Annotated in this window: 22 protein-coding genes, 3 tRNA genes and 2 rRNA genes; 23 read left to right on the forward strand and 4 right to left on the reverse strand. The window is 42.6% G+C overall.

Annotated features, from left to right (window positions below; translation table 11 throughout):
• Positions 1-87 precede the first annotated feature (87 nt).
• The 11 genes from K1X84_03790 to K1X84_03840 all read left to right on the forward strand — a co-directional run bounded on the left by K1X84_03790 (position 88) and on the right by K1X84_03840 (position 10850).
• Positions 88-1842: a diguanylate cyclase gene (locus K1X84_03790; GenBank protein ID MBX7150738.1), complete on the forward strand. Its 1755-nt coding sequence runs from the start codon at positions 88-90 to the stop codon at positions 1840-1842.
• 13 nt (positions 1843-1855) lie between these two features.
• Positions 1856-2125, forward strand: a complete 270-nt coding sequence (locus K1X84_03795; GenBank protein MBX7150739.1) for a EutN/CcmL family microcompartment protein — start codon at positions 1856-1858, stop codon at positions 2123-2125.
• On the forward strand, positions 2122-2385 hold the full coding sequence (locus K1X84_03800; protein ID MBX7150740.1) for a EutN/CcmL family microcompartment protein: 264 nt from the start codon (positions 2122-2124) through the stop codon (positions 2383-2385). Before K1X84_03795 ends, K1X84_03800 begins: the two co-directional genes overlap by 4 nt.
• Before the next feature lie 54 nt (positions 2386-2439).
• Positions 2440-3285, forward strand: coding sequence for an RNA polymerase sigma factor RpoD/SigA (locus K1X84_03805; GenBank protein ID MBX7150741.1), 846 nt, complete (start codon positions 2440-2442; stop codon positions 3283-3285).
• A gap of 100 nt (positions 3286-3385) precedes the next feature.
• Positions 3386-4135, forward strand: a complete 750-nt coding sequence (locus K1X84_03810; protein ID MBX7150742.1) for an electron transfer flavoprotein subunit beta/FixA family protein — start codon at positions 3386-3388, stop codon at positions 4133-4135.
• A gap of 24 nt (positions 4136-4159) precedes the next feature.
• Complete coding sequence (locus tag K1X84_03815; GenBank protein ID MBX7150743.1) at positions 4160-5128, forward strand: electron transfer flavoprotein subunit alpha/FixB family protein; 969 nt, start codon at positions 4160-4162, stop codon at positions 5126-5128.
• 235 nt (positions 5129-5363) lie between these two features.
• On the forward strand, positions 5364-6644 hold the full coding sequence (gene rho / locus K1X84_03820) for a transcription termination factor Rho (GenBank protein ID MBX7150744.1): 1281 nt from the start codon (positions 5364-5366) through the stop codon (positions 6642-6644).
• Between the two features lie 422 nt (positions 6645-7066).
• Positions 7067-8359, forward strand: a complete 1293-nt coding sequence (locus tag K1X84_03825; protein MBX7150745.1) for a hypothetical protein — start codon at positions 7067-7069, stop codon at positions 8357-8359.
• A 69-nt stretch (positions 8360-8428) separates the two neighbouring features.
• Positions 8429-9379 (forward strand): hypothetical protein, encoded by a 951-nt coding sequence (locus tag K1X84_03830; protein ID MBX7150746.1) that lies wholly within the window; start codon positions 8429-8431, stop codon positions 9377-9379.
• A 1-nt stretch (position 9380) separates the two neighbouring features.
• Positions 9381-10178 carry a hypothetical protein gene (locus tag K1X84_03835; protein MBX7150747.1) on the forward strand — a complete coding sequence of 266 codons (798 nt, stop codon included), beginning with the start codon at positions 9381-9383 and terminating at the stop codon, positions 10176-10178.
• 159 nt (positions 10179-10337) lie between these two features.
• Complete coding sequence (locus K1X84_03840; protein ID MBX7150748.1) at positions 10338-10850, forward strand: hypothetical protein; 513 nt, start codon at positions 10338-10340, stop codon at positions 10848-10850.
• Positions 10851-10864: 14 nt separating this feature from the next.
• Here the strand turns inward: K1X84_03840 and K1X84_03845 are convergent, their stop codons facing one another.
• A complete protein-coding gene (locus K1X84_03845) occupies positions 10865-12118 on the reverse strand; it encodes a pyridoxal phosphate-dependent aminotransferase family protein (GenBank protein MBX7150749.1) in 1254 nt (417 codons plus the stop codon).
• Between the two features lie 222 nt (positions 12119-12340).
• On the opposite strand from K1X84_03845, the gene K1X84_03850 reads away from it, so the two are divergent.
• The 4 genes from K1X84_03850 (at position 12341) to K1X84_03865 (ending at position 14571) form a co-directional block, all read left to right on the forward strand.
• Positions 12341-12413 (forward strand) — tRNA-Phe (locus K1X84_03850).
• A 200-nt stretch (positions 12414-12613) separates the two neighbouring features.
• Positions 12614-12850 (forward strand): hypothetical protein, encoded by a 237-nt coding sequence (locus K1X84_03855; GenBank protein ID MBX7150750.1) that lies wholly within the window; start codon positions 12614-12616, stop codon positions 12848-12850.
• Positions 12851-12883: 33 nt separating this feature from the next.
• Positions 12884-13243 carry a hypothetical protein gene (locus K1X84_03860; GenBank protein MBX7150751.1) on the forward strand — a complete coding sequence of 120 codons (360 nt, stop codon included), beginning with the start codon at positions 12884-12886 and terminating at the stop codon, positions 13241-13243.
• A gap of 110 nt (positions 13244-13353) precedes the next feature.
• A complete protein-coding gene (locus tag K1X84_03865) occupies positions 13354-14571 on the forward strand; it encodes an AI-2E family transporter (protein MBX7150752.1) in 1218 nt (405 codons plus the stop codon).
• Here K1X84_03865 and K1X84_03870 read toward each other — a convergent pair whose 3' ends face one another.
• Both K1X84_03870 and K1X84_03875 read right to left on the reverse strand, forming a co-directional pair.
• Positions 14572-16032 (reverse strand): trypsin-like peptidase domain-containing protein, encoded by a 1461-nt coding sequence (locus tag K1X84_03870; GenBank protein ID MBX7150753.1) that lies wholly within the window; start codon positions 16030-16032, stop codon positions 14572-14574.
• Between the two features lie 15 nt (positions 16033-16047).
• Positions 16048-16659, reverse strand: coding sequence for a bifunctional nuclease family protein (locus tag K1X84_03875; GenBank protein MBX7150754.1), 612 nt, complete (start codon positions 16657-16659; stop codon positions 16048-16050).
• Between the two features lie 481 nt (positions 16660-17140).
• Here K1X84_03875 and K1X84_03880 point away from each other — a divergent pair, with 481 nt between their 5' ends.
• Positions 17141-17977, forward strand: coding sequence for a DUF4388 domain-containing protein (locus tag K1X84_03880; protein ID MBX7150755.1), 837 nt, complete (start codon positions 17141-17143; stop codon positions 17975-17977).
• On the forward strand, positions 17978-19963 hold the full coding sequence (locus tag K1X84_03885) for a response regulator (GenBank protein MBX7150756.1): 1986 nt from the start codon (positions 17978-17980) through the stop codon (positions 19961-19963).
• Here the strand turns inward: K1X84_03885 and lpxC are convergent.
• Positions 19953-20822: a UDP-3-O-acyl-N-acetylglucosamine deacetylase gene (lpxC, locus tag K1X84_03890; GenBank protein ID MBX7150757.1), complete on the reverse strand. Its 870-nt coding sequence runs from the start codon at positions 20820-20822 to the stop codon at positions 19953-19955. The genes K1X84_03885 and lpxC overlap by 11 nt on opposite strands.
• Before the next feature lie 148 nt (positions 20823-20970).
• Between lpxC and K1X84_03895 the strand changes: the two genes are divergently transcribed.
• The 6 genes from K1X84_03895 to K1X84_03920 form a co-directional block, all read left to right on the forward strand.
• Positions 20971-21549 carry a thymidine kinase gene (locus K1X84_03895; protein ID MBX7150758.1) on the forward strand — a complete coding sequence of 193 codons (579 nt, stop codon included), beginning with the start codon at positions 20971-20973 and terminating at the stop codon, positions 21547-21549.
• A gap of 16 nt (positions 21550-21565) precedes the next feature.
• Complete coding sequence (obgE, locus tag K1X84_03900) at positions 21566-22537, forward strand: GTPase ObgE (GenBank protein MBX7150759.1); 972 nt, start codon at positions 21566-21568, stop codon at positions 22535-22537.
• A 367-nt stretch (positions 22538-22904) separates the two neighbouring features.
• Positions 22905-24419: ribosomal RNA gene (locus tag K1X84_03905) — 16S ribosomal RNA — on the forward strand.
• A 136-nt stretch (positions 24420-24555) separates the two neighbouring features.
• A tRNA-Ile gene (locus tag K1X84_03910) sits at positions 24556-24629 on the forward strand.
• Positions 24630-24654: 25 nt separating this feature from the next.
• Positions 24655-24728 (forward strand) — tRNA-Ala (locus K1X84_03915).
• Between the two features lie 195 nt (positions 24729-24923).
• Positions 24924-25765: ribosomal RNA gene (locus tag K1X84_03920) — 23S ribosomal RNA — on the forward strand; the annotation flags it as partial.

Genomic DNA, 25765 nt, shown 5'->3' on the forward strand with positions numbered 1-25765 from the left:
CAGCCACTTATCTTGACTTTAAGAGCGAATATGCCTAAGTTTTTGCCAGCGCGACCAATGTAATCCACACCTTTTGACCAACTGCGAATGGCCAACGACCGAACATCTTCCTTGACTCACAAGAAGATATCCACGTATGCAGTAGCCGTGGCCATGATCGTACTCGCGCTTCTCATTCCGTTTAGCATACCCTCCTGGAAAATGATACTGATCAGTGAAATTCTCATTGCCATTGCACTTTTTGCACTGATGCTGACTGATTTTCAAAAAGCTCCGGTCATCGATTCGGCGAAATACGAAGAAGAAAACAACAAACCTATATCAATCGAAAAGCATCCGGTTATTTCACCGGTCAACGATACTGAAGGATTTGCGCAAAAATCCGATCAAAAAACCCGCCTTATTGACGATACACAGGCGTCGATGATTTTTAATCAGACCGCCGATTCAATTATCGAATTGCTGCATCAAACGGTCGGTGGGTATTCTTCGTTCATGTACATTTATGATTATCCTGAAAAGTCGCTGGTTCTGCAAAGTTTTCGAAGCAATAGCGCCTCATTTTCGACCCGCACTCGATTTGTAATGGATGGAACACGCGGTACTCAATTTTTTCAGAATGTGATTGAAAAAAAAGAAATCAATCTTTTTGAATTTTCTGAAATTCGGCCGTCGACGCTATTCTATTACGAGCCGCAAGAAAAACTCAGTTCATTGCTGTTGGTGCCTGTAATCCGGCGCGGTACCGTATTGGGTGTGCTGGGAGTGGATAGCAAAACCTCGCAAGCCGGCGTCGAAAAAAAGACAGCGTTATTGAAAAAATATGCCGAATTAATTGCCGAATCGATTCAAGCCATTGATGCATTGTACATTAAAAATCATTTAAGGCGAACTTCGAAAGCGTTGCATCATTTTAGTGAAACGTTGAGCCTTGAATTGAGCGAAGAAGCGATTTTGCAACAATTGACAGCCTGTATTGAAGAACACATCGATTTTGAACGATTATCATTGTGGGTCAATACTGGACAGGATGATAAGTATTTATTGTTTACATCGCGGAGTGTGAGCAGTTTGAGCGAAGGAACTTTGCGTAAATTAAAAGATCACATAGAAGGCCAGGCGACTATCAAAAAAGAAAGCGTGTACGTGCCGCAGTGTGACGCCAGTATAACTAATCCGATGCCGGATGATATATTTTCTTTATTTGTCTGTCCGATCTCAAATTTTGGGAATTGTTTCGGGCTCGTATCGCTTGAAAAAAATGAACCGAACGCCTATAACCGTTTTGAACGTGAATTTGTAGAAACTTTATGTAATGCCACGGCGCCTGCACTTTCGCGTTTGCGGCTCAATGCCCATATTTCATCGCGATCCGAAGCTGACGATCAAACGCGATTTGACGAAAAAATTGACGATGAGATTCACCGCGCCAAACGGTATGCGACGACGTTTGCTTTGTTGCTCGTTCAATGCGATACGCATTCCGTCAAAGATACCCATGGTCATGACGGTGAATATTTTGTACTTGATAAAGTATCTGAAATTTTGAAAAATTCCATTCGTCAGATCGATTTCGCCGGGCGATTGAGTCACGATCAGTTTGGCGTCATTCTCATTGAAAACAACCGGAAAGCTGCGCAGGAATGCGCACAGCGTATTTTGAAAAATATCGATGCCGCAAAACTCCGGTGGAATGGATATGACATGATCGTGCCGATCAAAGTCGGCATTGCAACATTTGGTGAAGACGGCCACGATCCGGCATCGTTGATCCGGGCAGCTGAAAAAGCAAGCGATCACGACGATGCACCACGACCCGCAAAACAGATAACATTATTCTAACCGGAGAACGCATTTGGTACTGGGCAAAGTCATTGGCAATGTTTGGGCGACGCGTAAAGATCAAAAGCTCACAGGCGTAAAACTTCTGATCGTTCGAACCGTAGATTTGGATTATAAAGAAAAAGAAGGTTTTGTAGTTGCGGCTGATTCGGTCGGTGCAGGTGTTGGCGAAATTGTGTTATACTGTACAGGCAGTTCAGCGCGGCAAACCGAAGCAACGGAAAATCGGCCGGTTGACGCCGTCATCATGGCCATTGTTGATAAATTGGATAAAGACGCATGAACATGGCGCGAGTCATAGGTTCTGTCTGGGCGACCCGTAAACATCCCAGTTTAGAAGGTTATCGATTGAAAATTATTCAACCGGTCAACTCGAACCTCGATAATATTGGCGCGCCGATCGTAGCAACGGATTCTATCGGTGCTGGACAACCTCATGAATTGGTTTATTACGTAACTTCCGGCGAAGCGCCCATTCCTTTGGATATTAAAGCGCCTACGGACGCTACGATCATTGGAATAGTTGATCGCATCGACCGGTGAATGTTTTAGAATAATTTTTCACGATTGCCCTAACCGTAAAAGCAAAGAATACTTATGAGCCATTACGTAGACCGTAATAACGATCTGATCGATAAGTATCTGCAGGAAATCGGCGACGTGCCTTTGCTGACGCCGGAAGAAGAAATTGAATTAGCCAAAGAGGTCAAACGCGGCGATGAAATTGCCTTGGAAAAATTGACCAAAGCCAATCTGCGTTTTGTGGTCAGTGTTGCCAAACAATATCAGAATCAGGGGTTATCGCTTAACGATTTGATCAACGAAGGTAATATTGGGCTCATTAAAGCCGCTAAACGTTTTGACGTGACGCGCGGTTTTAAATTTATATCCTATGCTGTATGGTGGATTCGTCAGTCGATTTTACAGGCTTTGGCCGAACAATCCCGAGTCGTACGGCTTCCACTCAATAAAATCGGTACGCTCAGCAAAATCGGAAAAATTTTCAGCGATCTAGAACAAGAATTCGAACGCGAACCAAGCTCGGAGGAGATTGCGGACCAACTTGATATTTCCGCTTATGAAGTTTCCAGTACCCTTCAGATGTCGGGACGGCATATTTCCGTCGATGAACCGTTGCATGATTCTGAAAACAATACGCTTATTGATATTATTGAAAACGATCAGCAAGAACCGCCCGATCAGGAATTGCTTACCGAATCGTTACGAATTGAAATCAATCGTGCTTTGCAAACCCTGACAGCGCGGGAAGCTGAAGTGGTGCGCCTTTATTTTGGACTGGAAACGGATCATCCGCTTACGCTGGAAGAAATTGGCGAACGTTTTAATCTTACACGCGAACGGGTCCGTCAGATCAAGGAAAAAGCTATTCGGCGATTGCGGCACACGTCTCGCAGCAGCGTTTTACGTCATTATTTAGGCTGATTTTTAGTCGAAAATTTATTGACCCCCACACTTTTTTTAACTACCTTCCCCACCGTCAAAATAAAGCAAGCCAGAATTTATTCAAATTTCTTGGAGGCTTATGAATATCATCGTATGCATGAAACAAGTACCGGACAGCGAAACCCGCGTTAAGGTTGGATCTGACGGAAAAACAATTGATTTGAATGCGGTAAATTTTGTCATTAACCCTCATGATGAATTTGCCATTGAAGAAGCGTTACGTCTGAAAGAAAAATTCGGCGGAGAAGTGACGATTCTTACTCTTGGAACCGATCGCGCCGAAAACGATATGCGCAAAGCTTTAGCCATGGGCGCTGATAAAGCTGTATTATTAAAAACCGACGATAATTTCAAAGGTGATGTTGCCGCCGCTTTGGCGGAACAAATTAAAACGATGCCGTATGATTTGGTGTTTTTTGGAAAACAAGCGATCGACGATGACAGCGGCCAGATGCCGCAATTAGTAGCTGAATTACTCGATGTGCCGTGTGCGACCGTTGTAGTCAAACTGGACGTCGATGCCAATTCCAAAGCGTGTTCTGCCGAGCGCGAAATTGAAGGCGGAAAAGAGTTGGTCGAATTTAGCTTTCCGGCGGTTATCGGGACACAAAAAGGATTGAATGAACCGCGATTACCTAATTTGAAAGGTATCATGGCGGCCAAGAAAAAACCGCTTGAGAAAAAAGATGCGGTTGTGTCACCGGCGCTTTCAGAGATTGTCGGCATCGAATTGCCGCCGCCGCGTCCAGCAGGTAAAATCGTCGGTAAAGGCGCAGAAGCCGTTCCTGAATTGGTTCGACTGCTGCATGAAGAAGCCAAAGTCATTTAACAAAAATTTTTATGCGGAGATACTATGTCAATCATTGCATTTGCAGAACAAAGGAACGGCGCTTTTAAAAAAGCGGCTTATGAAATAGCCAGTGAGGCCAAAAATCTTGCCGGCCAAATGGGCCTCAACGCCGTAGGCTTGGTCGTAGGCGCTAATGTTGCCGGTATGGCAGCCGAACTCGGAAAATATGGCCTCAGTAAAGTGTATGTCGTTGAAGATGCGGCCTTGGAAAATTATTCTACAGAAGGTTATACGCAAGCTGTCGAAGAAATAGCAAAAAAAGAAAACGCCAAAATTGTTCTGATGGCGGCCACGGCGATGGGACGCGATCTTTCGCCCCGCGTTGCTGGACGGTTAAAAGCGGGACTTGCTAGCGATGTGACGCATCTGGACGTCAGCGGCGGAAAGTTAACCATCAGCCGTCCGATTTTTGCCGGAAAAGCTATTCAAAAATTAGTGATTACTTCCAACATACAGGTGATTTCACTTCGTCCTAATATTTTCAGACCACGTGAAAATGCCGTTCAAGCGACTGTTGAGAAAATCGGTATCACATTAAAGCCTATTCGTGCTAAAATCAAAAATATGGTTGTTGAAACCGGTAAAAAAATCGAACTGACCGAAGCCGACGTCATTGTGTCGGGCGGTCGTGGACTCAAAGGTCCTGAAAACTGGAATCTTGTTACGGATTTGGCCGGCGCTTTTGGAGCGGCTGCCGGGGCATCACGAGCCGTCGTCGATGCCGGATGGCGTCCGCACGATGAACAGGTCGGACAAACGGGCAAAACGGTCAGCCCGCAATTGTATGTGGCGTGCGGCATTTCAGGCGCCATCCAGCATCTTGCAGGTATGTCGAGTTCTAAATACATTGTAGCGATCAATAGCGATGCCGAAGCCCCGATTTTCAAAATTGCCGATTATGGAATCGTTGGCGACGTATTTGAAGTTTTGCCGGCGCTTACCAAAGAAGTCGATAAGCTGAAGGGGAGATAATCTCCCCTTCTTTTGTTTTTTGAAATAGTGCTTGACTATGTCGGGCTGTTCGGTTATTTTAACCACACGTTAACTGCTTCTGCCGCACAGTAGGTTCACGTCCTTATAATTTAATCCTGTAATAAAATAAGATTCTTCAAGGGGCTGACTCATTCCCCATTTCAATATTTGCTATCGATCACTTCTTTATAAATTTTCAACGCATTATAAGTTCAACTAACCCCATTAAAGTCCTATGAATGACAGAAGAGAAGATACGGCCACGTTTAATCTGGCCAATCTGAAAGATATGAAAATTTCCGAACTGAACGACATTGCCAAAAATCTTGGTATAGCGGGCGTCAGCGGAATGAAAAAACAGGATCTGATCTTTACGATCCTGGAGGAACAAACCAAAAAAGACGGATTTATTTTCAGCGAAGGCGTGCTCGAAATCTTGCCGGATGGCTACGGATTTTTACGCTCATCGCACTATAACTATTTGCCGAGCCCGGACGATATTTATATTTCGCCGTCACAGATTAAAAAATTCGGTTTACGCACGGGCGATGTCGTCAGCGGTCAAATTCGACCGCCCAAAGAAAGCGAACGGTTTTTTGCGTTATTGAAAGTCGAAGCGGTCAATTTTGAAAATCCGGAAGAAGCCAAAAACAAGATTCTGTTCGACAACTTAACTCCGATTTATCCCAAAGAGCGTTTGGGTCTTGAAACTAAAGATGCGAATAATTTTTCGATGCGCATCATGAATCTTATGAACCCAATCGGCAAAGGTCAGCGCGGTTTGATCGTGGCCCCGCCTCGTACCGGCAAAACAATCCTATTAAAAAATATTGCTAATTCCATTACTGAAAATCATCCAGAAGTCAAGATGATCGTTTTGCTGATTGACGAGCGTCCGGAAGAAGTAACGGACATGGAACGATCGGTTAAAGCGGAAGTTCTAAGCTCCACGTTTGACGAACCGCCCGAGAGGCACGTTCAGGTAGCGGATATCGTACTCGAAAAGGCTAAACGCATGGTTGAATGTGGCCACGACGTCGTGATCTTATTGGACTCGATTACCCGTCTTGCTCGCGCGCACAATACCGTAGTTCCGCACTCCGGTAAAATTCTCTCCGGTGGCGTGGATTCCAATGCGTTGCATCGTCCCAAACGTTTCTTCGGCGCCGCCCGTAAAGTGGAAGAGGGCGGAAGTTTGACGATCATTGCGACGGCTTTGATCGAGACCGGCAGCCGTATGGATGACGTGATCTTTGAAGAATTTAAAGGCACGGGTAACATGGAAATTATTCTCGATCGCCGTCTTGCCGATCGCCGCATTTATCCGGCTGTCGATATCAATCGTTCCGGAACACGAAAAGAAGAATTGCTGCTGTCGCAGATGGAACTCAGCCGCGTGTGGATTTTACGTAAACTGCTCAGCGATAAGACGCCCGTCGAAGCGATGGAATTTCTACTCGACAAGATGCGTGGAACCCGTTCCAATAAACATTTTCTCGAGTCGATGAACGGCTAAAACAGAAAACTCAGTCGAAAAAAATAAAACCCTTGCTCATCAGCGAGGGTTTTTTTGTTTCAATTTTTTTACTTGCTTTCAGCTGCAAAATTTGATAGCGTATTAAGTAGTGGTAGAGGGAATCTCTAACGGAGTTTGCTTTTAATATCATTCAAATCGCTGGAGTTCAAGACCCAAAATTTCAGATTGATCGGAGGTGAGGTGTATACGATCTGACAGTTTTGGTTTTTTTATTTGTAATTAACCAAGGGCAAATAAAAAGGGAAGGTCAATATTACCGTGATCAGTTCCTTGGCAGGTTTTGATTTTAAAGTAATATCGGCTTCCCATGACAAAGGTATGATCTTAGCTATCGATTGTCAAGCATTTGCTCCGAAACTACTCATACGCTCGGCGGAGTTCGATTGCACAAGGAGTACATTATGAGACACTTAAGGTTTTTGATAATCTTTCATACGATTTTATTTTTCTCGCAGTCATGCGAAGAACGCACGGAAAAGGCGTTTAATAAAAACCCTTCCACGGACAATCTCACCCGCGAGGAGGCCAATCAGTATCTCGAAATTTTGAGCCGGCAATTGTCTTTCGGCGATCACAGTTTATCCAAGTCAAAAAACGGGCTTTTGAAAACATCCACGCTGCATCGTTTTTTGAAAGAGGATAAAATGAATATTGCCGAAGTCATGGACGGCGCCGAAGGACGCATCAAAGTCGATGGAAAAATTTGCCGTGTCAATGTCGAGATATTCAATGCCGGCGCGGTGGAAGCTTTTTCCAAGAATCTTGCGTTCGGTGAAGGCGATGAGACGTTGTATGGCGTCTATCCCGATCCGGCCAATTATTATGACGGAACGTCCAACGAAGTCACTTTTCCTGTACACGTAGTGTCGAGCGATGAAGGTTCATTTGCTTCGTCCGATGAATTCTGGACGGCGCCATACGCCAAAGACATCGATGACATCGATGATGAATTTCAGGCGTATATCGCCAATTTGCGTGCGACTTTGACGTATCCGATTTTTGCCGTTACAATGGAGGAAGAAGATGATCCCGAAGAGAATCTCGCTCGGATTACTGTGGCGAAGAAAAGACGGGAATTAAATAAAGGGCTATCTTCGGCTTATCTCACTCTCCACTCCATTCGTTTATATGTGACCCGTGATGGGCTAACGGCTGAAGAATTTCAAAGCTGGTATGGCCGCCTTGACGGAGTCAGCCGATATAAACATAACGACAATAGCGGCGAAACAACCATCGATGCCCGCGGAGTGCCGGTAAAATTGGAAGACATTAATACGGACCATAAATGGTATGATCAAACCACGCCGTTCTATTACATGTATTTGTCTACTGGCAACAATGATGGCGTCGTTCTTCCTTTCGAGGACGATATCAATGAAGGATCGATGGACCGCTCGGAAGACTGCTTTTATATTCAGGATTACGGATGCATCCATTCTGAAAACTGGGATGAAGCCTGGAATGCAGCAACCGGCTCCGTTAGTAAAAATGTCTCTTTGAGCTACACAATCGATAATCAACAGCAATCATGGGTCGATACCGATGACAAATATGGTGAAGGTGCACTGTTTAATGAGAACCAGTCGAACATGCATTCACGTACAGGCGGTGGAACTGAGATAGCAGACACCAAATCCTATACCGATGGTGGTCTTGACGACATGCGCTGGAAAATAGGATATGCTCTTTATTAGTAAATAAAGTTAATCAATTAATAATTTTTCATAAGAACTCCGCCGAGTTTTTTAAATGGAATTATAATTATGAAAGCTTTTAGCATTTCGTTAATGTTTATTTATGTTGCTTCCTGTACTTCGTGCTTCAAAGAATACAAAGATTCATTACTGGAGAAAGAATACGATGTGGTAATGGGAATCTTAGCGCCCGATTCGGCAACTGACTTTAAACGTACTTACAAAACGGAAGTGTTTGTTGGAAAAATGATTCCCGTAAATCATGGTGATATTTTCCATATTACCGGAGCAGAAGACCCGGTATTGCATGAACTTTTGCTGGCAACCAGACAGTTGTATTTTTGTAAGTATGAATTTGACGATGAGGCCGAAGTATCTATTGATGGAGAAGATCAACATGTAACATTGACATCAGTAGGAAACGGTATTTATAGAGATGTTAATGATGAGCTGAAAATCAAATCTTTAAAAAAATATAATTTAAAAGTCAGAAATGGTAACGGAAAAGAAGCTTTTGCTGAAACAACAGTTTTAAGAGACATTAAGTTCATAAGTCCTATCGAAGAAGTAATTTATAAAATTCCTAATTTAGATACCGCATTTGTAGAAGTGGAGAACTCAGATAATCAATTTTACTTTACCTTAATAGATCAACGAAGTAACATAATTGGAACAATCCTCAGTCATTACTCTTTTCAAAAGTTTTTCACTTTGGGGCTTTTTTTTACAAAAAGCTTTACGGATAACACTCCGATTGATTCCGTTCAGATTAGACTAGAAATGCGAGCCGTCAACAAGGATTACGGAGCATTTAATGCACCGTATGGCGACTACGGTGTGACACAAGAATTTTTTCAATTCGAGAAAACTTTGTATGACGGGGACGTAGCGAGAAAATCAAACGTAAAAGGCGACGGCATTGTGGGAGTTTTCGGTTCTTATAATGCTACGATAAAGGAGTTTATCGCAGTAGCTTTATGGGATAGCGTAAAAAAGAATCAAATGAAGGCTAAGCAATAGAATGAGAATAACTCTTATTGCATTAGTAATTGGTTGCACATCCTGCTTCAAAGAATATAAAACGGATTCATTGTTGGAGAAAGAATACGATGTCGTGATGGGAATCTTAGCGCCGGATTCAGCCACCGACTTTAAACGTACTTATAAAACAGAAGTATTTGTTGGAAAAATGATTCCAGTGAATCATGGCAATATTTTCCACATAACAGGTGTAGAAGATCCGGTACTATATGAGCTTTTGTTGGCAACCAGACAGTTGTATTTTTGTAAGTATGAATTTGACGATGACGCTGAAGTATTTATTGACGGGGAAGATCAACATGTAAAATTGACGTCGGTAGGAAACGGTATCTATAGAGATGTTAATGGTGAGTTGAAAGTTTTGTCATCAAGAAGTTATAAGTTGGCTGTTAAAACAAAAGAAAATAAAAAAGCAAATGCTGAAACGAAAATATTGAAAGATATAAAATTTATAAGACCGTCTCAAAGTATCCTTTATGAAGTTCCACAAAGGGCTTTAGGCGATACTATTCTTGTTGACGTGACTAATAATAATGATCAGTCATACTTCGTATTAAGAGATCAGGTTAGCAATTTTGAAATAATAAACAGTTCATATTCATTCGATTCTTTTCGCACTCCATGGATCTATTTCGGACGTCGTTGGGATGATCCGACCCATATCGATACTGTATACATTAGACTAGAAATGCGAGCCGTCAACAAAGATTACGGAGCATTTCATGCACCGTATGGCGACTACGGCGTGACACTTGATTTCTTTCAGACGGAAACGTAGCGAGAAAATCAAACGTAAAAGGCGACGGCATTGTGGGAGTTTTCGGTTCTTATAATGCTACGATAAAGGAGTTTATCGCAGTAGCTTTATGGGATAGCGTAAAAAAGAATCAAATGAAGATTAGGACAAGATAAACTAATCAAAATAATCTGAGGTTTTATGAAAGAACTATGCTTTTTGTTTCTGTTTATTGGAATTACTTCATTATCCGCTCAACATTCAAAAGATTTTTCATCCGTTCATCTTGCAGCCGGAATTGATAAATCTTTAAGAGACGGGGATGAAAATTACTATCTTGGACTTACATTCCCATTATTTACAAAAATTCATATTGGATTAAGTGCGGGAGTGCGCCCACCGGATCCATTTACCGTTAATCTGGGAGTGATGCTGGAATACGACGTTTGGCTCGCCGCCAATCAACGGATCAAGCTGAATTCAAATTTTGCAGCGTTTGCGAGGGATGACAGTTATCTTTTCGATGAGTATTATCTCAAGCACTCATTCGGTCTTGGATATCAACGAAGATTGTGGAAGCATCTCGCGGCAGGTGCAGATTACAATTTTATCGGAATGTATTACGGAACACGGCGCGACAATTTTTTAAAACGCAAAGCGCCGTCGCTTATGGAAGCCGGAGAATTCAAAGCGCTGATTGCTATAATATTTTAACTCACGCGTAATGTTTAATTAATCACGCCGATTTTCCGGCCTTCGGTTTTTAAAACATCCAAAGCTCTGTCCATATCGGCGTTGGTGTGTTTCGCGCTGATCGTACAGCGAAGTCTCTCTTCGCCGCGTGCCACGGCCGGATAAACCATCGGTAACATCAGAATGCCATTTTCACGCAATTTCTGTGATAAGTACATTGTTTTTTCGCTATCACCGATGATGATCGGAACAATCGGCGTTGCGCTGTCGCCGTAATTGAACCCAAGTTCTTTTAAGACGGTTTTGAAATATTTTTCATTGCTGCGCAAACGTTGTAAATGGTCAGGCTCCGAGCGGATGATGTCAATAATCGTCGATACGCTGACGACATTGGAAACCGGCGGCGCAGCAGAAAACATAAAACTGCGTGCTTTGTGTTTGATGTGTGAAATGACGTCTTTCTGGCCGGTTACAAACCCGCCGACACACCCTAAAGCTTTGCTGAAAGTTCCCATCAGCAGATCGATGTGATCTTCCATACCAAAATGTTCGGCCGTACCTTTTCCTGTTTTTCCCAAAACGCCGGTACCATGTGCATCATCTACTGCAATACAGGCATCATATTTTTCGGCAATTTCTACAAACTCCGGCAATCGGCAAATATCGCCATCCATACTGTACACGCCTTCAACGATGATCATCACGTTGCGGCCTTTGTTAACACTGGATTGTACAATCGATTCCAGGCTCACTGGATCATTATGGCGGAAATATCGTATTTGTCCGTCCAGTAATTTGGATGATCCGCGCGTCAGAGGTGTGCCGACAGCCAAGGAACATCCATCCAGAATACACGCATGACTCAGTTTATCGATGGCCAATACAATATTTTCTTCGACGCTGTCGTCCGCCTTGACTAATAAAGCCGACACGGTTCCAAGTAGCGTCTGATAACCGGTCGTAAAAACAATGCAAGATTCTTTACCCTTCCAGTCGGCAATTTTTTCTTCAAGCCGAACGTGTTCCACTGTCGTTCCCACCACGTAGCGGGAACCGCAAAGACCGGAACCATAGATATTCAAAGCGTTTTTCGCCGCTTCAATAACGCGCGGATCATGCGTCAGGCCCAGGTAATCGTTGGACGAAAAATTGATTAATTCATTGCCTTTGACTTTAATATGAATTCCCGTTTCTTCAAGTTCAGTAAAATAGCTGTACAATCCTTTGGCTTTGATATCTTCTACAAAATTAGAAAATGGCTTACACTTCTCTACCAGCCAGGTGCTCATGGCATTCTCCATTCATAAATTCAATTCAAAAATAAATCCAACAATCCGGGTTAGGTCAAAACCGGATAGGATCATAACCGCGAAAGATAAACGAAAATAGATGAAAAGTAAAGTAAATTATTAGTTTATTTGACTCAAATGTGGCCAAAATGTTGCGCAAATCCAAAATAAATCTTGACTGAATATTCATAATTCATTATACTTGCGATCACAAAAAATATTGGCTCTGTAGCTCAGTTGGTAGAGCAGAGGACTGAAAATCCTTGTGTCGGCGGTTCAATTCCGTCCGGAGCCACCCCCGTAAAACCTCGATTCTGTCGAGGTTTTTCTTTTTCAACTTGTCGACAAAGAGCTTTCTTTTACTAGTCTCGCAATTTCTCCACTTCGCTTTAATTCAATATTTATCATTGGTTTAAAAAGACCAGAAATTTTTTATGGAAAAACAGACATTTTTGAGTCTTATATGAAAAGACACAAGCCATCTATTAGGGACACATGATTAACCTCAAAATTGCCGAATACGAACTATCACCTGAAGCGATTACAAAACTAAAGAATCTGATTGGCGCCAAAATAGGGTGCGATATTATTTCTGATAAATTACTGGAACAATTTATTATCCGGAATTATCATTTTCGCATTAAACAATTGAAATATCAGGATTCTTTAATACATCGTATCGAAGTATTTGATGCTCATTGGAACGGCCCGATCATGGACGTAGAAGCATAATTTTTTGGGACATACTTACCGCACGAGGATTTTATGACTGTATTACAACATAATGAACAGTTACCGTTTGAGGAAGCATTAGAGTCTACTTGGCATGTCCGTTTCCTGCGGTTACTGGTGGATGAAACATGGACGAGACGCGTGTCGACTGTAGGTTTAGGACAAAGTGCTAATATTTACTCAGCGATTTGTTACGAATTTCCCGAGCTGACGGAACGGACATTTATTATCCGATCTGTTTTCAATGATTTGTATACGCGAGGTCTCGTTAACAAAAAATTTGATCTTATTGCAGCGTGCAGCATTAGCAGTGATTTTTTTAAAGAATTGTCACTTACGCCGCTCGGCAAAGACTTTATCAAATACATCGATCGGGAAAACGGAATGCATTAAATTTCTTTTTTAACGGTGCCAAGTGTTTTAAACGCGATCAAAAAAAATAGTTGTAAATCAATTCCCTGAATCGTATGATTTAGGGAATTTTTTTTGTCAATCAGGTCGCTATGCCAACTGAAAAAGAATCAAGATTTTTGTTAATTGCAATTGTCTTCGGGATTTTGTTTGGTGTTTGGTTTTTTTCTATTAAAGATGTTTTTCCTCCTTTTATCCTCTCTTTAGTTATAATCGCATTCTTACTGCCTTTCAGAGAGCATAAATCCATTCGAGTTCTTATTGCGTTGGTGCTGGCGGTTCTGCTGATATGGATGTTTTATTATTTACAAGACATCGTAATGCCTTTTTTGATTTCGTTTGCATTGGCATATCTTTTCGATCCCATTGTCGATTGGTTTGAAAAGCGGCGCGTTACAAGAACGATTTCCATCATCGCGATCGTGACGCTTATTCTCGGAGGATTATTTTTGGTAGGACTGTTGATCATTCCTCAATTTGCAGAAGAAGTACAAATTTTAACAACGTCACTGCCTTCGTATGAGGAATTTAAATCGCGATTGCGGCTGAGTGAATGGACGCTTTTTTCAAGAATAGGGCTGGATGTTGACCGGGTAATGCAAGTGATCGAAACGGAAGCCTCGCAAAAGATCAATGAACTGATCAAATATTTTTCGGAAAGCGCGCTCGGAATCACATCCGGATTGAGTTCGCTGATAACGCAATTGATCAATTTTATACTCATTCCGTTTTTGACGTTTTATTTTTTGAGGGACTTCGATAAAAATATCGCCGCATTGCGGAAAAAAGTTCCGGATCGGCACCAGGAACGAATGGACAAAATTTACAATCGTGTTAATACGATTCTTAGTTTGTACATTCGCGGAAAAATTCTCGCTGCGATGGTGATTACTCTGATTACATGGTTGTCACTTAGCATTTTGCAGATTAATTTTGCGTTGCTTATCGGGCTCACAACAGGTTTTTTAAGCCTGATCCCTTATGTCGGGCCAATCATTACGTTTATCATCGGCGGAGTATTAGGACTTTTAAATCCCGATCCGGAAACAGCCATTCTTAAAATTTTAATAGTCATCGGCATTATCCAAGTGCTGGATATGGTGATGATTTCACCGAAAATGGTAGGTGAAAAATTGGGACTGCATCCTGTGCTGAGTATTTTTGCATTGTTTGTGTTTGCAAAAGTCCTGGGGATCATCGGACTTTTGATGGCTTTACCATTAACAGCTATTGTAAAAGTGTTTGTAATGGAATGGTACGATCAGAGTTTTTTTCGGCAAGAATTTTTCCGCGATGATATTGCTTCCTGATTATTTTTTTACTTCAACAGCGGTTATGATTTTTGATCCGTTTTTAGTGGCTGCCAGATGAATCACGACGGCATCGCCGTTTTTTAATTTTCCAACTTCGTTTTGATAGTCTTTGAGAGAATGCACTGTTTTATCATTGATCCGTGTGATGATAAAACCTTCATAAATTTGCTGTTCTTCAGCCTTGGATGACGTGCGCACAACGCGTACACTAGGTTCGCTGCCTGTATCATCCATCATTTCTTCAACTTCAAAACCCATACCATTACCGATCTCACCGTTTTTTTGCTTTTCTGAATCCGGGATCGAATTAATAACCGGAACAGTTGTTTTACCATCTTTGGATTTTAAAATAACAACTTTGGTTGCTTTGGCGCCATTATGATAAACCAATAATGTTACTTTGTCGCCCGGCTTTTTTTGTGCGATATAGGCCTGCAAATCGCTGCGTTGTTCCAAAGCGCGTCCATCGATTTCCAAAATTACATCACCTTCCTGTATTCCGGCGTCATGAGCGGCACCGTTTTCTGTAAGTGATTCGACGAGGACGCCCTGAGCCCGATCGAGCCCGACCGCTTTCGCGTATGTCGCATCGACGTCTTTGATGCCCACGCCAATATAGCCGCGCAAGACCTGACCATATTGAATCAGGCTTTCAACGACGCTTCGGGCTATATTGATCGGCACGGCAAAGCCATATCCCTGGTAAAGGCCTGTGGTGGTAGCGATGGCCGTATTAATGCCGATCAGTTCGCCGTTGGTATTGACTAAGGCGCCGCCACTGTTACCGGGATTGATGACCGCATCAGTTTGAATGAAATTTTCAACGCCATATTGATCGCCGATGATGTCAATTTGCCGGCCTTTGGCGCTGATAATACCCGCGGTTACCGTTGAATTAAGACTTAGCGGCGATCCGATCGCCAGAACCCATTCACCCACCTCCACGAGATCGGAGTTGCCAAATTTGGCAACCGGCAATTTATCTGATTTAACTTTGATGACGGCAATATCGGTTAACGGATCCGATCCGACTAATTCAGCATCCAGAATTCGGCGGTCGGAAAGTTTCACCTGAATTCGTTCGGCGTCTCTAACCACATGATCATTGGTAATGATATATCCGTCAGTGCGAACGATAACGCCGGAGCCTATACCGGTTTCAGGAATGTTTTTATGAAATTTTTTGAAAATCTCATCAAAACCGCCGCCAACCGTTGCTTTCTTTTCACTGGTAATAGTAACAACAGTAGGAGTAATTTCTTTGGCTATTTTTGCAAATATTTTTCCTGAATTTTCACCGACTGAAAATTGTTCAGACGACATCGCATTTCTGGCGGATTCAGAGTCTAAAGCATAAGAATGGTTGGCCCAATTGGTTTGGGTATTGATGACTAATCCGATGGCAATGCCTGCCATCAGAAAAAAAGTTAGCATCAAAAGAACGGATTTTTGTTTCATACTATGCCTTTTATGTCAGGTTTTACGAGTTTTTTCGTTCGTTTTTTTCTTTGTTTCAGTAGAAATACCGTGTTTGCTCAATACGCCTTTATTAACAAAAATAGGTGCTTTTGATCGCATAGCCAAAGCAATAGCATCACTCGGCCTGGCGTCGATTTCCATTTCACCATTATGACTTTGAAGATATAACTTGGCATAATACGTTTGATCCTCCACCATTGTTACTACGGTTTTCAGTAATTTTGCGCCCAATTTATCCATAACGGTTTTCAGAAGATCATTCGTCAAGGGTCTGGGAGGTTTCTCCCCATTGAGTTCCAATTGAATCGCATAAGCTTCACTCGTACCGATCCAAATCGGTAACATAATTTTTTCAGTTTCATCGTATAGGATAACGGTAGGAGACATTGCTGCTGAATCCATTACAACGGCCATGACTTTGACTTCAACGGATGCATCCTGATTATTCGTTATTTCCTGGAACCATGCATGCTTGCTGGCGAATATCAGCATAATAACACTAATCGTGCATACGATCAACCATAGTCGGACTTTTACTATCAATTTTGGCTCAGAAGTGGGTCCATTATTTGAGTATTCATCCACATTGTTATGGCTCTCATTCATGCTATCCCTTTTCAAAAACAAAACCCAGGATGCATCAATCCTGGGATTACTATTTTGAATGGTCAGAGGTTGCAGGTACCTCTGTTACTCATTTAAGCCTTTGGTTTATAAACAAATTTAAGTTTCGTGCTTTCGTTTTGCAAGGAAAATTTTGATTCAAATAAGCGTATTTTTTAACATGCTGCTTACCAAAACATAACAAAAGCCTACTAATGTGCTAACACCAAGTAATTAATTTTTTGTCCCCAAAATCAGTGGAGCTTAATGTTCCACGTTAAGTTTATAAAAGCTTAGATATATACATGAACACAACTCGTCAAAAGATGTCTGCAAAACGCGGAACCAGCATCCTCACAGGTAATTTATCGGACATGTCATTGGTCAATACTTTACAACTGATTAAAATGTCGGGGAAAAGCGGTGTACTGCAAATTCGGGACAAAATAAGCACGCAGAAATCATTGTTTACAAAAATTCAATCGTGCGGGCATCATCGCCTGACGATATGTTATTGGGTGAATATCTGGTCAATTCCGGATACTTGCAAATGCATAACCTCACTAAGGCGATTGAACTTCAACGCGTTACCGGCCTTCCAATTGGCCGGATTTTTCAGGAGATGGGTTTTTTGGAAGAAAATGCCGGATCCATGAATAAACTCCTCAATCGTTATTTACGCGATGTGATATACCGGATCATGAAATGGACTCAAGGTCAAATAGAATTTGAAGACGTCAATGACGATGAATTTTCGTCGCTGTTTGATCTTTCAATTAAGTTGAACATGGATTTTTTAATTCTTGAGAACGCACAGCGCGTGGATGAATGGCGCATGCTGGCCAATGATATTACTTCGCTCAAATCCGTTTTAAAACTAAATCGCAATTTTTTATCCCAAGGCCAGAATGCTGTCATTGATTTTGAAGAATGGCAGATTTTATCGTATGTCAATGGACGTAGAAATATCTTGCGAATTCTTGAAAAAATAGGCGACAATGAGACTCATTATTTGGGAATAATCAATAGAATGATCAAAGGCCGTTACCTAGTCGAAAAGCAAGCTGAAGCAATGAAAGTCATCATCCCAGCCCGGGTTACAGCCGAGCGGTCAAACAAAGAAAGGCATTTTCCGGCTAAGTACGCCGCTAATCTGATTTATAAACATATCGACGGCAAAAAGAATTTATTTGAGTTATCGCGCGCGCTTGAGTTTGATCTCAACGATGTTTGGGAAAACATTCAACTGTTACTGAAAAGTGAAGTCGTCGAAATTGTCGAAGGCCGGCGTGAATTCCAAAACCTTTCCGAGGAAATGTAAATGGCCGCATTTACCGCGCTTGACATGATCTATACTGAAGCTTGGGTGCCGCCCGATATTTCAGTTGAAAAAATTTTGAATATATTTCGGGAAAGTAATTTCAAATTTTTGCCGATTGTTCGATCCGATGGTCGTCCTAGTGGTATGATCGCAAAGGATCGATTGATGAACATGTTATCGACCAAGTATGGGTACGCTGTGTATCAAAATCGAAAAATTATCGAAGTCATGGATCGTGATTTTTTGTGTCTTGATTCCAGTGTGGATATCTCGGAAATCGTTGAGCGATCCATGAAGCGGGATGCGGAAACCATTTATGATGACATTATTATCATAGAAGCGGGCCGTTATCGGGGAATGATTTCCATCAAGAACTTGATCACAACGCAGATGGAAAATATTCTCTACAAGAACAAACACATTGACTTGCAAAATCAATTTTTAAAAGAAGCTCATTATCAGGTTGAGCGCACCGAAACCAAGTATCAGATTTTATTTGAAAATGACGTGCATGCCGTTGCCGTGATCGAAGTGAATGGGGTCATTTCTAAAATCAATAACCGATTCACTCAAATTACCGGATATACCAAAGAAGCCATAGAAGGTAAAAAGCATTTTTTAGATCTAATCCATACGGATGACAAAAAAAACCTTGTAGCAATGTTCCTTTCGGCACAAAAAGACAGCTCATTACGAGCGGCTACTGACGAACCTTCGGGTGGGCTAGTTTGGGAAGTGAATTTTCTGACGCAATCGGGCGAAAAGAAAGTTGGAGAGATCACGGCAAAACATGTTGAACAGACGCAACAGATATTGTGCAGCATTCATGACATTACTGAAAAAAAACGTTACGAAGAGCAACTGCGTCAGTCCGAAAAACTTTCTGCCGTTGGATCGATGCTGACCGGAATAACTCACGAATTAAACAATCAATTGACACCTATCGTAGCCTATCTGGATTTGCTTCTTCAGGAGCCATCATTGAATGAAAAATTTCTGAACCGACTCAATGTCGTCCATCGCTCGGCTTCTACAGCGTCCAGCATCGTCAATACGCTCCTTCGTTTCGCAAAACCCAAACCGTTGTATCTACGTGAATCCAATCTTAATAAATTAGTTCGCGACAATCTCATGTTGTTGAAATACCATGAAGCGTACCGAGGTGTTCAGGTGCAATTATTTGAAAACCCCGAATTGCCGAGTTGCCGTATTGATGAGAATCAAATAGGACAAGTGATACTTAATATCTTGATCAACGGAGTGCAAGCGGTCGATGGAAAAGAAGGAAAACTGACGATTCGAACAGATTTCGATAAAGAATATGTCAGCGTAAGTGTCCATGATAACGGAATCGGGATATCCTCAACCTACATTAAGAAAATTTTTGAACCTTTTTTTACGACTAAAACTCCGGACAAAGGAACAGGATTGGGTTTGAGTATCTCTTACAGTATAATTAAAGCGCACGATGGTGAAATTGATGTGGTGAGCGAGGAAGGTGTGGGTTCGACATTTACCATTCGTTTGCCGATTCGCCGTCCAGTTGCTCTAACAACTGATGAGCCTCGAAAATTTGCTTCACCGAAAGCAGGGAAGAAAAATTCAATTTTAGTTATCGAGGATGACCCGTCGATCCGTGAAATGTCATTTGAGTTGTTACTTGAATATTTCGAATGTGAAGTTTTATTGGCTGATAACGGCAAAAAAGGAATTGAAATGATTGCCAATCATAATCAGTTTGATCTCATTATATCGGATATTCGAATGCCGGAATGCGACGGTTTTCAATTGTATTCGTGGATCGAGAGCAATCGGAGCGATCTTTTAAATAAAATCGTATTTATAACCGGAGATACTTACGACCGACGCACTCGCGATTTTACTGAAACAAAACGAATTGAGCTACTCTTTAAGCCCTTTAAGCTGGATGATTTACTGAATACAGTTTCTAAAAAAATTGAAAATAAACGTCCGGTTATTTCATGATCATTCGGACTAATTCAATGTTGTCCGCATGCCCTGTTCCATAAGCTTCCAATTTTCCTCGAATCATTCCGTTTGTCAAAGCAAAATCTCCAATTATGTCCAAAACCTTGTGTCGTGCAGCCTCATCAGAAAAACGTGGAGATTCGGCTGAAAGTATGGCCACATTGTCCGTTATATTATACTGTTTGAGTAACGATAGAATTTTCTTAGAAGGTTGATTGTCCATCAATATAAAACCGGTAGTAGCCGCCGCACCTTTGATAAATCCTTGTTCAGCCATGCGTTCAAATTCGCTCAGCAAACAAAATGTCCGTGCGGGGGCAACGTCATGTTGGAATGTTTTGAAATCAAAACGGTACTGGAACGTTTGTAGACTACCGGTGGGTAATTTAAAATGATAAATGATTTCAAAGTTTTCTGATGGCGAAACTTTAATCCACGTTTCTCTTTCCGGGGCGTTAAATTCAATAGTATTTCTAAGAATGATTTCTTGATAAGAAACTTTTTGGTCGAGTATTCCGGCAGAATTCATTTTTTCTATCCAAATTTTGCTGCTGCCGTCAAGAATTGGAAGTTCATCTGCATCTATTTCGACGATAAGATTCGTAATGCCCAAACCAAAAACAGCAGCCATAAAATGTTCCACTGTTTTTACTGAGACACCATTTTCCATTATAGTTGTTGCAAGCCGCGTTTGACAGACATTGCGATAATCAGCCTTTACCCGGTTTTTATCGCGATTCACAAAATAAATTCCGGCATCAGGATCGGCCGGTAATAAAAGTACATTTACTGGCAAGCCAGAATGGATACCTTTTCCTGCAACAGAAACCGACTTGGCAATTGTACGTTGAACCATTTTCATTCTTTATTAAAAGAAATGATTTGTGACAGGAATAATAATGAATTATTCAGCCAAAATAAAGTTGCACCGTCGGTAAAAAACAATTAGATTGTCCACCCTTTTGAAGAGAGCGATGAAATAACCAATAATATTAGAGGTCACAGTGAACTTCGTATCCATTAACAGCGGTTGGATTGAGGTTATTGCCGGTAGCATGTTTAGCGGGAAATCGGAAGAACTTATCCGCCGTCTTCGACGCGCTGAAATCGCCCGTATGCGGGTGCAGGTTTTCAAACCGCTTATTGACAAACGTTATAGCGACGATCATATCGTATCGCACAGCGAATTAAAAATGAAATCCGATCCGATTGAAAAAGCGGAAGAAATTTTAGAAAAATTGGATCCGCGAACTGAAGTAGTAGGTATTGATGAAGCGCAGTTTTTTGACGTTTCGCTGGTAGCCATCTGCAATCGTTTGGCCGATATGGGTAAACGCGTGATTGTCGCGGGATTGGACAAAGATTATACAGGCCAACCTTTTGAGCCGATGCCGCAATTGCTGGCAATAGCCGAATACATTACTAAACCGTTGGCCATTTGCGTGATTTGCGGAAATCCGGCTAATTTTACTCAGAGAACCATCGAAAGTGAAGACAGGGTTCTGGTAGGCGCATCAGGTTTTTATGAAGCACGATGCCGGAAACATTTTGATCCCAAACCCACTGTTCCTTCGAAAAAATAATCCAACTTATTTTCCCATGTTTTTAGATTTTATAAAAATCAGTGTGAAAGCCGGCCGTGGCGGCAACGGTATTATTTCTTTTCGCCGTGAGAAATATGTTCCCAAGGGCGGACCGGATGGCGGCGACGGAGGGCGCGGCGGAGACGTGGTATTGCTGACAGATGAAAATTTGCATACGCTTCAAGACGTTGGACACAATCGCCATTATTTTGCTCAAAACGGTGAGAGCGGTTTGGGTAATAATCAGCATGGAAAAAACGGTAACGATGTTATAATTCATGTACCACCGGGAACCATCGTACGCAATGCTGACTCCGATGAAATAATTATAGATCTGGTTGAGAATAGACAACGTTTTGTTATAGCCAAAGGTGGAAGAGGTGGCCGTGGTAACACGCATTTTAAATCTCCGACTAATCGAACTCCGCGCCGGTCTGAGCCGGGACAGGCGGGAGAGGAATTGGAAATTGCACTTGAGTTAAAAGTTTTGGCCGATGTCGGATTAGTAGGATTTCCAAATGCCGGGAAGTCGACTTTGCTCGCATCGGTAAGTGCCGCAAGGCCAAAAATTGCTAACTATCCGTTCACGACGCTAACACCGAATTTAGGCATTGTAAAGGTCAAAGATTTTACAAGCTTGGTAATGGCTGATATTCCCGGGCTTATTGAAGGCGCGCACGAAGGTAAAGGATTGGGAATTCAGTTTCTGAAACATATTGAGCGCACCAAGATATTGGCGTTTCTAATCGATGTTCAAAGCGACCATATTGAAAAAGACTACAGCATTTTGAAAAAAGAATTAAAAAATTTCAATCCTGAACTATTGAAACGGAAGCGCGTTGTGGTTTTAACCAAGTCCGATACTGTTTCCAAGGTTCCGAAAAAGCAAATTATGCGAGACGGGACGAAAGTTATGACCATTTCATCGGTTGCGCAAATGGGTTTGGAGAAATTGGTGCAAATGCTTTGGAAAATGATGCCAAAATGAAAAAAATCTAATGATTAATTAAAAAAAACTTGACTTGAGAATCTTTTTTTACTATCATTACGCCCCGTAAAAAAACGGACCAATGTTCTGTATAATTAGTGGATAAATTGTGAATAATTGGCAAGGCGGAGCGAATATCAAAATTCGCAACAAAATTTAAAATAAATAAGAATTTCCTTGCAATCACAACTTCAAAATTGTATATTACGTCCCCTTTGAAAATAAGGGGAATAATGTAGTAAAATTTCGGCGAAGACACAGAATCCTAGCCAAACGTTTTTTGACAATTAGAGAGTATACACAGTCGATTCTTAGAGTATTCTATGAGAGACAGAATCATTCTTCGAATATTAAGAAATTAATATTGACAACGAAGAGTTTGATCCTGGCTCAGGACTAACGCTGGCGGCGTGCCTAACACATGCAAGTCTTACGAGAAAGCGGTAGCAATATCGTGAGTAAAGTGGCGAACGGGTGAGTAACACGTAACCAATCTGCCCTCAAGAGGGGGAAAACTCAGGGAAACTTGGGCTAATCCCCCATAAAGTGGTTTCGGCGCATGCCGGGATCATTAAATGAATTTTCGCTTGGGGAGGAGGTTGCGTCTGATTAGCTAGATGGCGGGGTAACGGCCCACCATGGCTACGATCAGTAGCTGGTCTGAGAGGATGATCAGCCACACTGGGACTGAGATACGGCCCAGACTCCTACGGGAGGCAGCAGTGAGGAATATTGCGCAATGGGCGAAAGCCTGACGCAGCAACGCCGCGTGTAGGATGAAATCCTTCGGGATGTAAACTACTGTTAGAGGGGAAGAAATCCCGGTTACGCCGGGAGTGACGGTACCCTCAGAGAAAGCCACGGCTAACTCTGTGCCAGCAGCCGCGGTAATACAGGGGTGGCAAGCGTTGTCCGGAATTACTGGGTGTAAAGGGTGCGTAGGCGGGTCGGTAAGTCAGTGGTCAAATCCTATAGCTTAACTATAGACTATCCATTGATACTGCTGATCTTGAGTGCGAGAGAGATGAATGGAATTCCAAGTGTAGCGGTGAAATGCGTAGAGATTTGGAAGAACACCAGTAGCGAAGGCGGTTCATTAGCTCGTAACTGACGCTGAGGCACGAAAGCATGGGTAGCAAACAGGATTAGATACCCTGGTAGTCCATGCCCTAAACGATGAGGACTAGGTATCGGCAATTTATTGTCGGTGCCGCAGCTAACGCATTAAGTCCTCCACCTGGGGAATACGATCGCAAGATTGAAACTCAAAGGAATTGACGGGGGCCCGCACAAGCAGTGGAGCATGTGGTTTAATTCGACGCAACGCGAAGAACCTTACCTGGGCTCGAAATGCTAGTGACATTCCATGAAAGTGGACTTCCCGCAAGGGACGCTAGTATAGGTGCTGCATGGCTGTCGTCAGCTCGTGTCGTGAGATGTTGGGTTAAGTCCCGCAACGAGCGCAACCCTTGTCTTTAGTTGCGACCATTTAGTTGAGCACTCTAAAGAGACTGCCGACGATAAGTCGGAGGAAGGTGGGGATGACGTCAAGTCATCATGGCCCTTACGTCCAGGGCCACACACGTGCTACAATGGCAGGTACAGAGGGCAAAGCCGCAAGGCGAAGGAAATCCCAAAAAACCTGCCTCAGTTCGGATTGAAGGCTGCAACTCGCCTTCATGAAGCTGGAATTGCTAGTAATCGCTGATCAGCACGCAGCGGTGAATACGTTCCCGGGCCTTGTACACACCGCCCGTCAAGCCATGGAAGTTGGTAGCACCCAAAGTAGTCTGGTAAGCAGACTCCAAAGGTGAGACCAGTAACTGGGGCTAAGTCGTAACAAGGTAGCCGTACCGGAAGGTGCGGCTGGATCACCTCCTTTCTGGAGAATAGGTAGTGGGTCAACTTCGGTTGGCACCAATACATATTCCGAATATAACTCGATTTGATTCTCACTTTTGTCTTAACATGTATACTCTCTTTTTTATTTTTTTTTGTTCTTTTACAATTTTGGTTGAGGGCTTGTAGCTCAGGTGGTTAGAGCGCACGCCTGATAAGCGTGAGGTCGATGGTTCAACTCCATCCAAGCCCACTGCTTTAAGGCTGCCGACGAACACGGGGCTATAGCTCAATTTGGGAGAGCGCCTGCCTTGCACGCAGGAGGTTAGCGGTTCGAGCCCGCTTAGCTCCACTAAACTGAAACGATCAGGACGCAAGTCCGATGCGATAGATTTTCATTGATATACCAGTTATATCAACCAAAGTTCTTTGACAATTGAGATGTTATTGATTTAATAGTAAATTGAAGACTACAATCTTTGATTTCGAGAATCGCTATTTTTCATAATATATTATGCTAATAGTGTGATGTTTTATTAAAATAAAATTTCAAGCTATTAAGAGCATACGGAGAATGCATTGGCACAAGAAGGCGATGAAGGACGCGGCAAGCTGCGATAAGCTTCGGGAAGGCGCTAACAGCCGTTAATCCGAAGATTTCCGAATGGGGAAACCCGTTACCGGTAATACGGTATCATCTCTTGCTGAATTCATAGGCAAGAAGAAGCAAACCCGGGGAACTGAAATATCTAAGTACCTGGTGGAATATAAATCAAAAGAGATTTCCCAAGTAGTGACGAGCGAACGGGAAAAAGCCCAAACCGGACCGACTTGTCGGGCCGGGGTTGTAGGACCCTTGTAGTGATCTGTGAGTAGGTAAGTGAAGTTGTCTGGAAAGCAACGCCATAGTGGGTGATAGCCCCGTAACCTAAACCGAAAGCAGCATGTGGGTATCCTGAGTAGCGCGGGACACGTGAAATCCTGTGTGAAGCTGGGAGGACCATCTTCCAAGGCTAAATACTCTCTTGTGACCGATAGAGGATAGTACCGCGAGGGAAATGTGAAAAGAACCCTTATTAAGGGAGTGAAATAGAACCTGAAACCGTATGCTTACAAGCTGTCGGAGTGGCGCTTCGGCGCCATGACGGCGTGCCTTTTGCATAATGAGCCAGCGAGTTACTCGTACGTTGCGTAAGGTTAAGAGGTCACCAAGCCTCGTAGCCGTAGCGAAAGCAAGTCTGAATAGGGCGTCCCGAAAGGGGTGTAACGTGCGGTAGACGCGAAACCTTAGTGATCTAGCCATGGCCAGGTTGAAGTAGGGGTAAAACCCTATGGAGGACCGAACCGGTGTAAGTTGAAAGTTGCTCGGATGAGCTGTGGCTAGGGGTG

The organism is bacterium (genome assembly GCA_019695335.1).
Taxonomy (GTDB): domain Bacteria; phylum CLD3; class CLD3; order SB21; family SB21; genus JABWBZ01.